Below are 11,923 nucleotides of genomic sequence, written 5' to 3'. Positions count from 1 at the left end.
GACGACGGACGTGACCGGGGCGATCGCGCTGCCGGAAGGGGTCGAGATGATCATGCCGGGCGACAACGTGCAGATAACGGTGAAGCTGATTTCGCCGATTGCCATGGAAGAAGGCCTGCGCTTCGCGATCCGCGAGGGTGGGCGAACCGTCGGCGCCGGCGTCGTCGCGAAAATCATCGAGTAGTTCCGGATAACCCGGTGGAGCAGCGCTCTGCCGATCGCTCTTTGGAATGAGACATGCAAAACCAGAAAATCCGAATCCGCCTGAAAGCCTTCGACTATCGCCTGATCGATCAGTCGGCGCAGCAGATCGTCGATACCGCGAAACGCACTGGCGCGGTGGTCCGTGGCCCGGTCCCCTTGCCGACCCGGATCCAGCGCTTCGACATCCTGCGTTCTCCGCACGTGGACAAGATCTCGCGCGACCAGTTCGAGATTCGCACGCACCTGCGCCTGATGGACATCATCGATCCGACCGACAAGACGGTCGATGCGCTGATGAAACTCGATCTGCCCGCGGGCGTCGACGTGGAAATAAAGTTGCAGTAACACTCCGGGTGCGGCTATAATCGCCGCCTTTCGTCGGGCAGCCGGGGTCGTACGCTGCCCGTTTTTTGCAGCGCTCGCCGGCCAATCGCAGCCGGACAGAGGAGAATAAGCATGACTCTAGGCCTTGTCGGGCGCAAGGTCGGCATGACCCGCATCTTTACTGACGACGGTCTCAGCGTCCCGGTAACGGTGCTCGACGTGTCGGACAATCGGGTCGCCCAGATAAAGACAACCGCAAAGGACGGATACTCGGCAGTCCAGGTGGCCTTCGGTCGCCGGCGGCCTTCGCGTGTGAACAAGCCCCTGGCTGGTCACCTCGCCAAGGCGGCGGTCGAGCCCGGTCGGGTGCTCAGGGAATTCCCCCTGTCCAGCGAAGAGTTGAGCGCCGTGCAGCCCGGTGAACGCCTGAGCGTCACGATGTTCAATGTCGGCCAGAAGGTGGACGTCACTGGCCAGACGATCGGCAAGGGCTTCGCGGGTTCGATCAAGCGGCACAACTTCAGCTCGCAGGGAGCCGCGCACGGCAACTCGGTCTCGCACAAGGCTCCGGGCTCGACCGGCATGGCTCAGGATCCGGGTCGGGTGTTTCCGGGCAAGAAGATGTCCGGGCACATGGGCGCGGTCAGGCGTACCCAGCAGAACCTCGAGATCGTCCGCGTCGATGTCGACCGCCAACTGCTCCTGGTCAAGGGCGCAGTCCCCGGGTCCAAGGGCGGCGACGTGATCGTGCGTCCGGCGGTCAAGGCGGGGGCGTAAATGGAACTCAAGCTGATCAATGAAAACGGCCAGGAATCGAGCCGCATCGAAGCCTCCGACGTCCTCTTCGGACGCGAATACAACGAGGCGCTGATCCATCAGGTTCTCGTCGCCTATCAGGCGAACGCGCGCAGCGCTGATCGCGCCCAGAAGGATCGCCACGACGTCCGCCACACCACGAAAAAGCCCTGGCGGCAGAAGGGAACTGGCCGCGCGCGCGCGGGCATGTCTTCGTCGCCCATCTGGCGAGGCGGCGGTCGGGTTTTTCCGAACTCGCCGACCGAGAACTTCGGGCAGAAGCTCAACAGGAAGATGTACCGGGCCGGTCTCGCTTCTATCCTCTCGCAACTCGCCCGTGAAGACCGCCTCGCGGTGGTCGACAATCTGTCGATCGACGCGCCGAAGACCAGACTGTTTGCCGCCAAGATCAGGAACATGGGTTACGACTCGGTGCTGGTGATCACCGACGAGCTGGACGAGAACGTCCTGCTGGCGTCCCGCAATCTTCCGCATGTCCTGGTCGTCGAGGTGCACCAGGCGGACCCCGTGTCGCTGCTGCGTTTCGACCGCGTGCTGATGACCCGCGCCGCAGTGGCCAAGTTGGAGGAGGTCCTGGCATGAACCCGCAACGTCTGATGCAGATCCTGCTGGCCCCGCAAATCTCGGAGAAAGCGACCTTCGTTGCCGACAGGCACGAGCAGGTGGTCTTCCGTGTGCTGCCCGATGCGACCAAGCCCGAGATCAAGGGCGCCGTCGAAATGCTCTTCAAGGTGTCGGTCGAGTCGGTCAAGGTGGCCAACGTGAAGGGCAAGAAGAAGCGCTTCGGTCGGTTGACGGGGCGGCGAAACAACTGGAAGAAGGCTTATGTCTGCCTCAAGCCCGGCCAGGAGATCAACTTCGTCGATGGGGGGGCAGCCTGATGGCTCTCGTCAAGGTCAAGCCGACCTCGCCAGGTCGCCGCGCAGTCGTCCGCGTCGTCAATCCCAATCTCCACAAGGGGCGGCCGCTGGCCAGCCTCGTCGAGCCGCAATCGAAACGTGCGGGTCGCAACAACGAAGGCCACGTGACGACCCGGCACAAGGGCGGCGGGCACAAGCAGCACTACCGGCTGGTCGACTTCAAGCGCAACAAGGACGGCGTCCCGGCCAAGGTCGAGCGGCTCGAGTACGATCCGAACCGTACGGCGAACATCGCCCTGCTCTGCTACGCGGACGGCGAACGCCGCTACATCATTGCACCGAAAGGGCTGACCGTCGGGCAGCAGGTGTCGAGCGGCTCCGAGGCTCCGATCAAGGTCGGCAACGCTCTGCCGATCAGGAATATCCCGGTGGGTACGACGCTGCACTGCGTCGAAATGGTTCCCGGAAAAGGCGCGCAACTCGCGCGCTCGGCTGGTACGTCGGTTCAACTGCTGGCCAGGGAAGGCGTCCATGCCCAGTTGCGGCTGCGCTCGGGCGAGATCCGGCGAGTTCATGTCGAGTGTCGAGCGACGATCGGTGAAGTCGGTAACGAGGAGCACAGCCTGCGCTCGATTGGCAAGGCTGGCGGCAATCGCTGGCGCGGAATCCGTCCGACGGTCAGGGGCGTGGCGATGAACCCGATCGACCATCCCCACGGAGGTGGAGAAGGCAAGACCGCATCGGGCATGCATCCGGTCAGCCCGTGGGGCACGCAGACCAAGGGCTATCGCACGCGTCGCAACAAGCGCACGAGTTCGATGATCGTGCAGCGCCGTCAAAAACGCTAAGGAATAGGAAAGCATGGGACGTTCCATCAAGAAGGGGCCCTTCGCGGATGCCCATCTGATCAAGAAGGTCAGCGTGGTCCGTGCGACCGGTGACAAACGCCCGATCAAGACTTGGTCACGCCGGTCGACGGTGCTCCCCGATTTCGTTGGACTGACGATCGCGGTGCATAACGGCAAGCAGCACATTCCCGTTTACGTCACCGAGAACATGGTAGGGCACAAACTTGGCGAGTTCTCGCTGACCCGTACCTTCAAGGGGCACACCTCTGGCAAGAAGGCCAGGAAGTAGGGGAGTCGAAATGGAAACTCGTGCGGTTTTGCGCGGCGTCCGGCTTTCGAGCCAGAAGGGCCGCTTGGTGGCCGATCAGATTCGCGGTCTGCCGGTCGACAAGGCGCTGAACATCCTGACGTTCAGCCCGAAGAAAGGTGCGTCGATCATCAAGAAGGTGCTCGAGTCGGCGATCGCCAACGCCGAACACAACGATGCCGCAGACATCGACGAGCTCAAGGTCAGGAGCATCTGCGTGGAGAAGGGCACGGTGCTCAGGCGTTTCACCGCACGCGCGAAAGGGCGCGGAAACCGGATCGTCAAGCCGACCTGCCACGTCTTCGTGACCGTCGGCAACTGAGGAACGACAATGGGACAGAAGATTCATCCGGCTGGCTTTCGCCTGGCGGTGACGCGTGACTGGTCTTCGAGGTGGTACGCCGGCAACCGGGAATTCGCCGGCATGCTCAACGAGGACGTTCGCGTCCGCGAGTACCTGAGAAAAAAGCTCAAGCACGCGTCGGTGGGACGGATTCTGATCGAGCGTCCGGCCAAGAACGCCCGGGTCACCGTGTTTTCGGCCAGGCCGGGGGTGGTGATCGGCAAGAAGGGAGAGGAGATCGAGAACCTTCGCGCGGCGCTGCAGAAGATCATGGGCGTCCCGGTGCACGTGAGCATCGAGGAGATCAGGAAGCCGGAACTCGATGCGCAACTGATCGCCGATTCGATCACCCAGCAGCTCGAGAAGCGGATCATGTTCCGGCGCGCGATGAAGCGGGCGATGCAGAACGCGATGCGGCTCGGCGCACAGGGCATCAAGATCATGAGTTCGGGCCGGCTGAACGGAGCCGAGATCGCGCGCCGCGAATGGTACCGGGAAGGACGGGTCCCGCTGCACACCCTGCGCGCCGACATCGACTACGCGACCTCCGAGGCGCTGACCACTTACGGGTTGATCGGCGTCAAGGTGTGGGTGTTCAAGGGCGAGATCCTCAATCGCCACGAGCAGCCGACGGCATCGACGGAGACGGTCGCCGAGGAGCAGTTGCGCAGGCCGAGGCGGGGCCCGCGTCCGGGCGATCCCGGCGAACGGCCCGCGCGCTCCGCGAAGCCACGAGCTGAGGGCGCCGAGGAGAGCGCCAAGCCCGAGGGCGCTGCCGGCGAGGTCAGGGGGGGCGTGAAACGAGTCAGAAAGGCAGGAACGACAGATGCTGCAGCCAGCTAGAAGAAAATACCGCAAGGAGCAAAAGGGCCGTAACACCGGCCTTGCGACCTGCGGTGCAAAGGTCAGCTTCGGTGACTACGGGCTGAAGGCAATCGGTCGGGGCCGGCTGACGGCTCGCCAGATCGAGGCGGCCAGGCGCGCAATGACGCGGCACATCAAGCGTGGCGGCCGGATCTGGATCCGTATCTTCCCCGACAAGCCGATCTCGAAGAAGCCGGCCGAGGTGCGCATGGGGAGCGGCAAGGGCAGCCCCGAGTACTACGTCGCCGAGATCAAGCCGGGCAAGGTGCTCTACGAGATGGACGGCGTCCACGAAGGTCTGGCGCGGGAGGCTTTCGCGCTGGCCGCTGCCAAGTTGCCGATTCCGACCGTGTTCGTTACCCGGATGGTGGGATAGACATGAAAGTCAGTGAGCTGAGAGCAAAGAGCGTTGACGAGCTCAACCAGGAGTTGCTCGATCTGTTGAAGGCGCATTTCGGGTTGCGCATGCAACTGGCCACCCAGCAGTTGACCAACACCAGTCAGATGGGCAAGGTGCGCCGCCAGATCGCGCGCGTACGTACGCTTCTCCGTGAAAAGGCAGTCGAGAAATGAGCGACGAGATCATCGCCAACAAGCGCACCCTGATCGGGCGCGTGGTCAGCGACCGGATGGACAAGACGGTCACCGTGCTCGTCGAGCGGCGGGTCAGGCACCCGATGTACGACAAGATCATCGTCCGCTCGAGCAAGTATCACGCGCACAACGAGGGCAACCAGGCGAAACTCGGCGACGTCGTCGAAATCCAGGAGGCCCGACCGATGTCCAAGACCAAGTCCTGGGTCGTCAGCAAGCTTGTGGAGAAGGCGGTCGCCATTTAGCCTCTTGTCTTTCGTGCGGCTTCGTTTATAATCGCACGTTTTCCCACGCGCGGCTGCCCGGCAGTCCGGGCGGTTCTCCCCCTCGCGGGTTCCAAGACTGACCGCCGGTGCGGGCCAAGTTGGAGTGACAGATGATTCAGGTCCAGACGCTTCTCGACGTCGCCGACAACACCGGCGCCCGTTCGCTGATGTGCATCAAGGTGTTGGGTGGATCCAAACGGCGCTACGCCGGCATCGGCGACATCATCAAGGTCAGCGTGAAGGACGCCGCGCCGCGCGGACGCGTCAAGAAGGGCGACGTTTACAACGCGGTCGTCGTGCGGACGGCGAAGGGTGTGCGGCGTGGCGACGGTTCGCTGGTCCGTTTCGACCACAACGCCGCAGTGCTGCTGAGCAACAAGCTCGAGCCGTTGGGTACTCGGATTTTCGGACCGGTCACCCGGGAACTGCGCGGCGACCGCTTCATGAAGATCGTCTCTCTGGCGCCCGAGGTGCTCTAAGGAAGGTCATGGAAAAGATTCGTAAGGGCGACGACGTCGTCGTCATTGCCGGGAAGGACAAGGGCAAGCGCGGGACCATCCTGCGTCGCGCGGACGACGAGCACGTGGTCGTCGAAGGCGTCAATCGCGTCAAGAAGCACGTCAAGCCGAATCCGGTCAAGGGACAGGTGGGTGGCATCATCGAGAAGGAGATGCCGCTGCACGTATCGAATGTCGCACTCTACAACCCGGTGACGAAAAAGGCCGACCGCGTCGGCTTCAGGACGCTCGATGACGGCACGAAGGTCCGCTTCTTCAAGTCGAACGGCGAAGTGTTGGGGGGCTAAGGAGCAGCCATGGCGCGTTTGCTTGACTACTACAAGACGACGGTTGTTCCCGATCTGACCAGGCAATTCGGCTACAAGTCGAGGATGGAAGTGCCGAGGATCACCAAGGTCACCCTGAACATGGGCGTCGGCGAAGCCGTCGCCGACAAGAAGATTCTCGACAACGCGGTCAGCGACCTCGGCCGGATCTCGGGACAGAAGCCGGTGATCACCAAGGCGCGCAAGTCGATCGCCGGTTTCAAGATCCGTACCGGCTACGCGATCGGCTGCAAGGTGACGCTGCGTGGTCCGCGGATGTTCGAGTTCATCGATCGGCTGGTCACCGTTGCCCTGCCGCGGGTACGCGATTTCCGCGGAATTTCGGGCAAGGGCTTCGACGGTCGCGGCAATTACAGCCTCGGGCTCAGGGAGCAGATCATCTTCCCGGAAATCGAGTACGACAAGATCGACGCCCTGCGCGGCATGAACATCAGCGTCACGACGACGGCAAAGACGGACGAAGAAGCTCGTGCCCTGCTGCGCGCGTTCAAATTCCCTTTCAGGAACTGAGACGAAATGGCGAAACTCGCTGTGATCAACCGCGGTGAAAAGCGGCGAAAAACTGTTCAGAAGTATGCCCGGAAGCGTGCCGAGCTGATCGCGGTCATCGATGACCAGAGTCGGTCGATCGAAGACCGCTACGAAGCACGACTCAAGATCCAGGCGCTGCCGCGCAACTCCAGCCCGGTGAGGCTGCGCAACCGCTGCGCGCTCACTGGCCGTCCCCGTGGTGTCTTCCGCAAGTTCGGTCTCGGTCGAGGAAAGCTGCGCGACTTCGTGATGCACGGCGAGGTCCCCGGAATGATCAAGGCCAGCTGGTAGCCAGGAGGGAACGAGATGAGTATGAGCGACCCGATCAGCGACATGCTGACGCGCATCCGCAATGCCCAGATGGCCAGCAAGGCGTCGGTCGTCATGCCGTCGTCGAAGGTCAAGGTGGCCATCGCCCAAGTGCTCAGGGACGAAGGCTACGTCGAGGATTTCTCGGTCAGCGTTCAGGGGGGCAAGCCGCAGCTCGAAATTGGCTTGAAATACTACGCGGGTCGGCCGGTGATCGAGCGCATCGATCGCGTTTCGCGGCCCGGCCTGCGCGTCTACCGTGGCGCCGGCGAGATCCCGCAGGTGATGAACGGGCTCGGCGTGGCGATCGTGTCCACGCCGAGAGGCGTGATGACCGACCGCAAGGCTCGGGCCAGCCACGTCGGTGGCGAAGTGCTGTGTATCGTCGCGTAAGGGGTAAGCATGTCCCGAGTAGCTAAGAACCCGATTGCCGTCCCCCAGGGGGTTACCGTAGAGGTCTCGCCGGAGCGCATCTCGGTCCGCGGGCCGCTCGGCGCACTCGAAATACCCGGCAGCCCGGCGGTGACCGTCGAACAGGCTGACGGCGCCTTGCGCTGCCGCCCGGTCGCCGGGCACGCGTTGTCGAACGCGCTTTCCGGAACGATGCGCGCCGTGGTTGCGAACATGGTCACCGGAGTGAGCAAGGGCTTCGAACGTCGCCTGACGCTCGTCGGCGTTGGCTATCGCGCCCAGGCGCAGGGCGGCATGCTGAACCTCAGCCTGGGTTTCTCACACCAGGTCGCGTACAGGCTGCCAGCGGGGATCAAGGCCGAGACCCCGAGCCAGACCGAGGTGCTGATCAAGGGCGTCGATCGCCAACTCGTCGGTCAGGTCGCAGCCGAGGTCCGCGCGTATCGTGCTCCCGAGCCTTACAAGGGGAAAGGGGTGCGTTACGCTGACGAAGTGATCGTGATCAAGGAAACCAAGAAGAAGAAGTAAGGGAGCCGAGATGAACGTCAAGAAGGAAGCGCGTGTGCGCAGGGCCCGCAAGACTCGGGCGAAGATCGCCGAAATGAAGTGCATCAGGCTCTCTGTGCATCGCAGCAATTGTCACATTTACGCGCAGGTGATCTCGCCGTGTGGCTCGAAGGTCCTCGCCGCGGCTTCGTCGCTCGAACCGGACATGCGCAAGGCGCTGCCGAGTGGCGGGAATGTCGACGCAGCCAGGGCCGTCGGACAGCTGATCGCCGAGCGGGCGAAGAAGGCAGGGATCGAGCAGGTGGCGTTCGATCGTTCGGGCTTTCAATACCACGGGCGCGTCAAAGCGCTCGCCGAGGCCGCGCGCGAGGCCGGTCTCAAGTTCTGAGCGCAGGGAATCGGAGTGGGAGTGAGCAATGGCTAAACCGCAAAGCAGAAAACCGCAGCAGGCCGACAAGCCCGACGACGGGATGCGCGAAAAGATGATCTCGATCAATCGCGTCACGAAGGTCGTCAAGGGCGGTCGGATCCTTGGCTTCGCTGCGCTGACCGTCGTCGGTGACGGCGACGGGCGGATCGGCATGGGCAAGGGCAAGTCCCGCGAGGTGCCGGTTGCCGTGCAGAAGGCGATGGAAGAAGCGCGGCGCAACCTGATCAAGGTCAGCCTGCGCGGCGGAACGCTCCAGCACACGGTGATCGGCCGTCACGGTGCGTCGCGAGTGATGATGCAACCGGCGCCCGAAGGCACCGGGATCATCGCCGGTGGCGCGATGCGCGCGGTGTTCGATGTCATGGGGATGAGCAACGTCGTGGCCAAGGCGCACGGTTCGACGAACCCCTACAACATCGTCCGTGCGACGATCAACGGCCTGCGCTCGATGAACACGCCGGCCGAGGTCGCCGCCAAGCGCGGCAAGACCGTCGAAGAGATCATGGGGTAAGAGATGGCCCAGAAGACAGTCAAGGTGACCCTGGTCAGAAGCCTGATCGGTACGAAGCAGTCGCATCGCGCGACCGTCCGCGGGCTTGGCCTGCGTCGTCTGCAGAGCAGCGCAGTCCTCGAAGACACGCCGGCGGTGCGGGGGATGATCAACAAGGTCTCGTACCTGCTCAAGTGTGAGGGCTGAGATGAAACTCAACACCGTGGCGCCGGCAAAGGGCGCACGCTGCGACCGCAAGCGCGTCGGGCGCGGTATCGGATCGGGCTTCGGCAAGACCTGTGGTCGCGGCCACAAGGGACAGAAGTCGCGCGCCGGTGGCTTCCAGAAGGTCGGCTTCGAGGGCGGGCAGATGCCACTGCAGCGGCGCTTGCCGAAGCGTGGCTTCAAGTCGCTGACCAACGAGCGCAACGTCGAGGTTCGCCTGGAGGAACTGGCTGCGCTGCCGGTCGAGGAAGTCGACCTCTCTGTGCTCAAACAGGCGGGGGTCGTTCCGCAGCAGGCGCTATCGGCGAAGGTCGTCCTTTCCGGCGAAATTTCGCGCAAGGTCGTCCTCAACGGCGTCCGCGCCACCGCCGGGGCACGCGCGGCGATCGAGGCGGCCGGCGGGACCGTCGCGGACTGAACACGTTCGGCTGGGGGATACTTTCTTGGTAGCGAGCGCAACGACTCTTGGCAAGGGCGGGAAATTCGGTGACCTGAAGCGTCGCCTGTGGTTCCTGCTCGGTGCGCTGGTGGTCTACCGGATCGGTTCGCACATCCCCGTTCCCGGGATCGACGCACAGGTGCTCAGCCAACTGTTCAACAAGCAGCAGGGCGGAATCCTGGGCATGTTCAACATGTTCTCGGGTGGCGCGCTGTCGCGCTTCACGATCTTCGCCCTCGGCATCATGCCCTACATCTCGGCGTCGATCATCATGCAGCTGATGACCCACGCGAGTCCGCAGCTCGAGGCGCTGAAGAAGGAAGGCGAAGCGGGCCGGCGCAAGATCACCCAGTACACCCGTTACGGCACCGTCTTCCTCGCCTTCTTCCAGGGCATCGGGATCGCCATCGCCGTCGAGTCGCAACCCGGGCTGGTACTCGAACCCGGAATTCTTTTCCGGCTGGTCACGGTGACCACGCTGGTCACCGGGACGATGTTCCTGATGTGGCTCGGCGAGCAGGTGACCGAGCGGGGCCTGGGCAATGGCATTTCGATCATCATCTTCGCCGGCATCGCCGCTGGGCTGCCGAATGCCATCGGTGGACTGCTCGAGCTGGTACGCACGGGGGCGATGCACCCGTTGACCGCGCTGGTGATCAGCGTCCTCGTCGTCCTCGTCACCGCCTTCGTCGTTTTCGTCGAACGCGGACAGCGCAAGATTCTCGTCAACTACGCCAAGCGCCAGGTCGGCAACAAGATCTACGGTGGGCAGAGTTCGCATCTGCCGCTCAAGCTGAACATGTCGGGAGTCATCCCGCCGATCTTCGCGTCGTCGATCATCCTCTTCCCGGCGACGATCGCCGGCTGGTTCGGATCTGGCGAATCGGTCCGCTGGCTCAAGGACATTGCCGCGGCGCTGTCGCCGGGCCAGCCGATCTACGTGATGCTCTACGCTGCGGCGATCATCTTCTTCTGTTTCTTCTACACGGCGCTGGTCTTCAACTCGAAGGAAACGGCTGACAACCTCAAGCGCAGCGGCGCCTTCGTGCCGGGCATCAGGCCTGGAGAGCAGACGGCGCGTTACATCGACAAGATCCTGATGCGGCTGACGCTGGTCGGCGCCGCGTACATCACGGTGGTCTGTCTGCTGCCTGAATTCCTGATCCTCAAGTGGAATGTGCCCTTCTACTTCGGCGGCACGTCGCTGCTGATCATCGTCGTCGTGACCATGGACTTCATGACCCAGGTCCAGGCCTACGCGATGTCACACCAGTACGAGAGCCTGCTGAAAAAGGCCAATTTCAAGGGGACCGGAATGCCGGTCAAGTAGGATGGCAAAGGAAGATCTGATCGAAATGCAGGGGGAGGTCATCGAGAACCTCCCGAATGCCACCTTCCGGGTGAAGCTGGAGAACGGGCACGTCGTACTCGGATTCATCTCCGGGAAGATGCGCATGCATTACATCCGCATCCTGCCGGGCGACAGGGTGACGGTACAGCTGACGCCTTACGATCTGAGCCGAGCGCGGATCGTCTTTCGCGCCAAGTAGGAAACCTCCGGGCTCAGCCGAGGCCGCCGGCCGTGGCCCGGGAGGTTGTAGAGAAATCGCCGCGAGCCGGCCGGGAAGTACGACCCAGGCGAGCGAACGACCAGACATATCAGAACTAGGGCAGGCGAGGAGTGAGCGGGTGGGCAAGGCTGCAAATGCGCCGGGCAGCTGATTGATTCACCAGTTCTGACGCCACAGGGACCAGGAGCAGGACATGAAAGTACAGGCATCGGTGAAGCGCATCTGCCGGAAGTGCAAGATCATCCGGCGTCATGGCATCGTCCGCGTGATCTGTCCGGATCAGCGCCACAAGCAGCGTCAGGGTTGACTGCCGCGTGCGGTCAGCCAGCCGGCGGTTCGACATATAACAGCAAGTCTCAACTTTTCGGGGTGAATCGATGGCCCGCATAGCAGGCGTAAACCTCCCTAATCACCAGCATGCCGAGATTGCCCTGACTGCGATCTACGGTATCGGGCGTCCGCGCGCGCAGAAGATCTGCGATTCGGCCGGCGTTCGGCGTTCGACGAAGATGAAGGACCTGACCGAGGCCGAACTGGATCGCCTGCGCGACGAGATCGGCAAGTACACCGTCGAAGGCGACCTGCGCCGCGAAGTCACGATGAGCATCAAGCGGCTGATGGACCTCGGCTGCTATCGCGGGCTGCGCCATCGCAAGGGCCTCCCGGTTCGCGGGCAGCGCACGCGAACCAACGCGCGCACGCGCAAGGGCCCGCGCAAGCCGATCGCCGGCAAGAAATAA

26 protein-coding genes (1 of these 26 cut by a window edge) are annotated in these 11,923 nt (G+C 63.1%); all 26 read left to right on the top strand.

The window, feature by feature from the left end; genetic code table 11:
- Window positions 1-184: the end of an elongation factor Tu gene (tuf, locus tag NFW05_RS10290; RefSeq protein WP_295305989.1), read on the top strand. 1,007 nt of this gene lie to the left of the window's left edge; the window shows 184 of its 1,191 coding nt (coding positions 1,008-1,191); its start codon lies off the left edge, out of view; it ends in the stop codon at window positions 182-184.
- Between the two features lie 53 nt (window positions 185-237).
- Complete coding sequence (rpsJ, locus tag NFW05_RS10285; protein WP_295305987.1) at window positions 238-549, top strand: 30S ribosomal protein S10; 312 nt, start codon at window positions 238-240, stop codon at window positions 547-549.
- 111 nt (window positions 550-660) lie between these two features.
- Window positions 661-1,305 (top strand): 50S ribosomal protein L3, encoded by a 645-nt coding sequence (rplC, locus tag NFW05_RS10280; protein WP_295305984.1) that lies wholly within the window; start codon window positions 661-663, stop codon window positions 1,303-1,305.
- The gene (gene rplD / locus NFW05_RS10275) at window positions 1,306-1,926 is read left to right on the top strand and encodes a 50S ribosomal protein L4 (protein ID WP_295305981.1); all 621 of its coding nucleotides are present in this window, start codon (window positions 1,306-1,308) and stop codon (window positions 1,924-1,926) included.
- Window positions 1,923-2,225, top strand: coding sequence for a 50S ribosomal protein L23 (gene rplW / locus NFW05_RS10270; protein ID WP_295305978.1), 303 nt, complete (start codon window positions 1,923-1,925; stop codon window positions 2,223-2,225). The genes rplD and rplW overlap by 4 nt, the downstream gene beginning before the upstream one ends.
- On the top strand, window positions 2,225-3,052 hold the full coding sequence (rplB, locus tag NFW05_RS10265; RefSeq protein ID WP_295305975.1) for a 50S ribosomal protein L2: 828 nt from the start codon (window positions 2,225-2,227) through the stop codon (window positions 3,050-3,052). Before rplW ends, rplB begins: the two co-directional genes overlap by 1 nt.
- Before the next feature lie 13 nt (window positions 3,053-3,065).
- Entirely contained in the window at window positions 3,066-3,341 is a 276-nt protein-coding gene (gene rpsS, locus NFW05_RS10260) for a 30S ribosomal protein S19 (RefSeq protein ID WP_295305972.1), read from the top strand.
- A gap of 10 nt (window positions 3,342-3,351) precedes the next feature.
- On the top strand, window positions 3,352-3,681 hold the full coding sequence (gene rplV / locus NFW05_RS10255; protein WP_295305969.1) for a 50S ribosomal protein L22: 330 nt from the start codon (window positions 3,352-3,354) through the stop codon (window positions 3,679-3,681).
- Window positions 3,682-3,690: 9 nt separating this feature from the next.
- The gene (gene rpsC / locus NFW05_RS10250) at window positions 3,691-4,545 is read left to right on the top strand and encodes a 30S ribosomal protein S3 (RefSeq protein WP_295305967.1); all 855 of its coding nucleotides are present in this window, start codon (window positions 3,691-3,693) and stop codon (window positions 4,543-4,545) included.
- Window positions 4,529-4,942 (top strand): 50S ribosomal protein L16, encoded by a 414-nt coding sequence (gene rplP, locus NFW05_RS10245; protein ID WP_295305964.1) that lies wholly within the window; start codon window positions 4,529-4,531, stop codon window positions 4,940-4,942. Before rpsC ends, rplP begins: the two co-directional genes overlap by 17 nt.
- Window positions 4,943-4,944: 2 nt before the next feature.
- A complete protein-coding gene (gene rpmC, locus NFW05_RS10240) occupies window positions 4,945-5,139 on the top strand; it encodes a 50S ribosomal protein L29 (RefSeq protein ID WP_295305961.1) in 195 nt (64 codons plus the stop codon).
- Complete coding sequence (gene rpsQ, locus NFW05_RS10235; RefSeq protein WP_295305958.1) at window positions 5,136-5,405, top strand: 30S ribosomal protein S17; 270 nt, start codon at window positions 5,136-5,138, stop codon at window positions 5,403-5,405. Before rpmC ends, rpsQ begins: the two co-directional genes overlap by 4 nt.
- Window positions 5,406-5,536: 131 nt before the next feature.
- On the top strand, window positions 5,537-5,905 hold the full coding sequence (gene rplN, locus NFW05_RS10230) for a 50S ribosomal protein L14 (protein WP_295305953.1): 369 nt from the start codon (window positions 5,537-5,539) through the stop codon (window positions 5,903-5,905).
- Between the two features lie 8 nt (window positions 5,906-5,913).
- Window positions 5,914-6,231 (top strand): 50S ribosomal protein L24, encoded by a 318-nt coding sequence (rplX, locus tag NFW05_RS10225; protein ID WP_295305951.1) that lies wholly within the window; start codon window positions 5,914-5,916, stop codon window positions 6,229-6,231.
- 9 nt (window positions 6,232-6,240) lie between these two features.
- Window positions 6,241-6,780, top strand: coding sequence for a 50S ribosomal protein L5 (rplE, locus tag NFW05_RS10220; RefSeq protein ID WP_295305948.1), 540 nt, complete (start codon window positions 6,241-6,243; stop codon window positions 6,778-6,780).
- 6 nt (window positions 6,781-6,786) lie between these two features.
- Window positions 6,787-7,092, top strand: coding sequence for a 30S ribosomal protein S14 (gene rpsN, locus NFW05_RS10215; RefSeq protein WP_295305945.1), 306 nt, complete (start codon window positions 6,787-6,789; stop codon window positions 7,090-7,092).
- Window positions 7,093-7,107: 15 nt separating this feature from the next.
- A complete protein-coding gene (gene rpsH, locus NFW05_RS10210; RefSeq protein WP_295305943.1) occupies window positions 7,108-7,503 on the top strand; it encodes a 30S ribosomal protein S8 in 396 nt (131 codons plus the stop codon).
- A 9-nt stretch (window positions 7,504-7,512) separates the two neighbouring features.
- Window positions 7,513-8,049 carry a 50S ribosomal protein L6 gene (gene rplF / locus NFW05_RS10205; RefSeq protein ID WP_295305940.1) on the top strand — a complete coding sequence of 179 codons (537 nt, stop codon included), beginning with the start codon at window positions 7,513-7,515 and terminating at the stop codon, window positions 8,047-8,049.
- Between the two features lie 10 nt (window positions 8,050-8,059).
- A complete protein-coding gene (rplR, locus tag NFW05_RS10200) occupies window positions 8,060-8,416 on the top strand; it encodes a 50S ribosomal protein L18 (protein ID WP_295305937.1) in 357 nt (118 codons plus the stop codon).
- Window positions 8,417-8,444: 28 nt separating this feature from the next.
- Window positions 8,445-8,969: a 30S ribosomal protein S5 gene (gene rpsE / locus NFW05_RS10195; protein WP_295305934.1), complete on the top strand. Its 525-nt coding sequence runs from the start codon at window positions 8,445-8,447 to the stop codon at window positions 8,967-8,969.
- Window positions 8,970-8,972: 3 nt separating this feature from the next.
- Window positions 8,973-9,155, top strand: coding sequence for a 50S ribosomal protein L30 (gene rpmD, locus NFW05_RS10190; RefSeq protein WP_295305931.1), 183 nt, complete (start codon window positions 8,973-8,975; stop codon window positions 9,153-9,155).
- 1 nt (window position 9,156) lies between these two features.
- On the top strand, window positions 9,157-9,591 hold the full coding sequence (rplO, locus tag NFW05_RS10185) for a 50S ribosomal protein L15 (protein WP_295305928.1): 435 nt from the start codon (window positions 9,157-9,159) through the stop codon (window positions 9,589-9,591).
- 25 nt (window positions 9,592-9,616) lie between these two features.
- A complete protein-coding gene (secY, locus tag NFW05_RS10180; RefSeq protein WP_295305925.1) occupies window positions 9,617-10,942 on the top strand; it encodes a preprotein translocase subunit SecY in 1,326 nt (441 codons plus the stop codon).
- Between the two features lies 1 nt (window position 10,943).
- Window positions 10,944-11,162, top strand: coding sequence for a translation initiation factor IF-1 (infA, locus tag NFW05_RS10175; protein WP_034923767.1), 219 nt, complete (start codon window positions 10,944-10,946; stop codon window positions 11,160-11,162).
- A gap of 214 nt (window positions 11,163-11,376) precedes the next feature.
- Window positions 11,377-11,490: a 50S ribosomal protein L36 gene (gene rpmJ, locus NFW05_RS10170; protein WP_295305918.1), complete on the top strand. Its 114-nt coding sequence runs from the start codon at window positions 11,377-11,379 to the stop codon at window positions 11,488-11,490.
- A gap of 70 nt (window positions 11,491-11,560) precedes the next feature.
- Complete coding sequence (rpsM, locus tag NFW05_RS10165; protein ID WP_295305915.1) at window positions 11,561-11,923, top strand: 30S ribosomal protein S13; 363 nt, start codon at window positions 11,561-11,563, stop codon at window positions 11,921-11,923.

Origin of the sequence: Accumulibacter sp., from assembly GCF_023806625.1 — a bacterium.
Taxonomy (GTDB): domain Bacteria; phylum Pseudomonadota; class Gammaproteobacteria; order Burkholderiales; family Rhodocyclaceae; genus Accumulibacter.
Note: the sequence above shows the minus strand (reverse complement) of the source record. Positions and strands in the feature narration are given on the sequence as shown.

Excerpts from the sequence above, each read along its gene's own strand:
- rpsJ (WP_295305987.1), top strand. The coding sequence starts at position 238 with ATGCAAAACCAGAAAATCCGAATCCGCCTGAAAGCCTTCGACTATCGC.
- rplC (WP_295305984.1), top strand. The coding sequence starts at position 661 with ATGACTCTAGGCCTTGTCGGGCGCAAGGTCGGCATGACCCGCATCTTT.
- rplD (WP_295305981.1), top strand. The coding sequence starts at position 1,306 with ATGGAACTCAAGCTGATCAATGAAAACGGCCAGGAATCGAGCCGCATC.
- rplW (WP_295305978.1), top strand. The coding sequence starts at position 1,923 with ATGAACCCGCAACGTCTGATGCAGATCCTGCTGGCCCCGCAAATCTCG.
- rplB (WP_295305975.1), top strand. The coding sequence starts at position 2,225 with ATGGCTCTCGTCAAGGTCAAGCCGACCTCGCCAGGTCGCCGCGCAGTC.
- rpsS (WP_295305972.1), top strand. The coding sequence starts at position 3,066 with ATGGGACGTTCCATCAAGAAGGGGCCCTTCGCGGATGCCCATCTGATC.
- rplV (WP_295305969.1), top strand. The coding sequence starts at position 3,352 with ATGGAAACTCGTGCGGTTTTGCGCGGCGTCCGGCTTTCGAGCCAGAAG.
- rpsC (WP_295305967.1), top strand. The coding sequence starts at position 3,691 with ATGGGACAGAAGATTCATCCGGCTGGCTTTCGCCTGGCGGTGACGCGT.
- rplP (WP_295305964.1), top strand. The coding sequence starts at position 4,529 with ATGCTGCAGCCAGCTAGAAGAAAATACCGCAAGGAGCAAAAGGGCCGT.
- rpmC (WP_295305961.1), top strand. The coding sequence starts at position 4,945 with ATGAAAGTCAGTGAGCTGAGAGCAAAGAGCGTTGACGAGCTCAACCAG.
- rpsQ (WP_295305958.1), top strand. The coding sequence starts at position 5,136 with ATGAGCGACGAGATCATCGCCAACAAGCGCACCCTGATCGGGCGCGTG.
- rplN (WP_295305953.1), top strand. The coding sequence starts at position 5,537 with ATGATTCAGGTCCAGACGCTTCTCGACGTCGCCGACAACACCGGCGCC.
- rplX (WP_295305951.1), top strand. The coding sequence starts at position 5,914 with ATGGAAAAGATTCGTAAGGGCGACGACGTCGTCGTCATTGCCGGGAAG.
- rplE (WP_295305948.1), top strand. The coding sequence starts at position 6,241 with ATGGCGCGTTTGCTTGACTACTACAAGACGACGGTTGTTCCCGATCTG.
- rpsN (WP_295305945.1), top strand. The coding sequence starts at position 6,787 with ATGGCGAAACTCGCTGTGATCAACCGCGGTGAAAAGCGGCGAAAAACT.
- rpsH (WP_295305943.1), top strand. The coding sequence starts at position 7,108 with ATGAGTATGAGCGACCCGATCAGCGACATGCTGACGCGCATCCGCAAT.
- rplF (WP_295305940.1), top strand. The coding sequence starts at position 7,513 with ATGTCCCGAGTAGCTAAGAACCCGATTGCCGTCCCCCAGGGGGTTACC.
- rplR (WP_295305937.1), top strand. The coding sequence starts at position 8,060 with ATGAACGTCAAGAAGGAAGCGCGTGTGCGCAGGGCCCGCAAGACTCGG.
- rpsE (WP_295305934.1), top strand. The coding sequence starts at position 8,445 with ATGGCTAAACCGCAAAGCAGAAAACCGCAGCAGGCCGACAAGCCCGAC.
- rpmD (WP_295305931.1), top strand. The coding sequence starts at position 8,973 with ATGGCCCAGAAGACAGTCAAGGTGACCCTGGTCAGAAGCCTGATCGGT.
- rplO (WP_295305928.1), top strand. The coding sequence starts at position 9,157 with ATGAAACTCAACACCGTGGCGCCGGCAAAGGGCGCACGCTGCGACCGC.
- infA (WP_034923767.1), top strand. The coding sequence starts at position 10,944 with ATGGCAAAGGAAGATCTGATCGAAATGCAGGGGGAGGTCATCGAGAAC.
- rpmJ (WP_295305918.1), top strand. The coding sequence starts at position 11,377 with ATGAAAGTACAGGCATCGGTGAAGCGCATCTGCCGGAAGTGCAAGATC.
- rpsM (WP_295305915.1), top strand. The coding sequence starts at position 11,561 with ATGGCCCGCATAGCAGGCGTAAACCTCCCTAATCACCAGCATGCCGAG.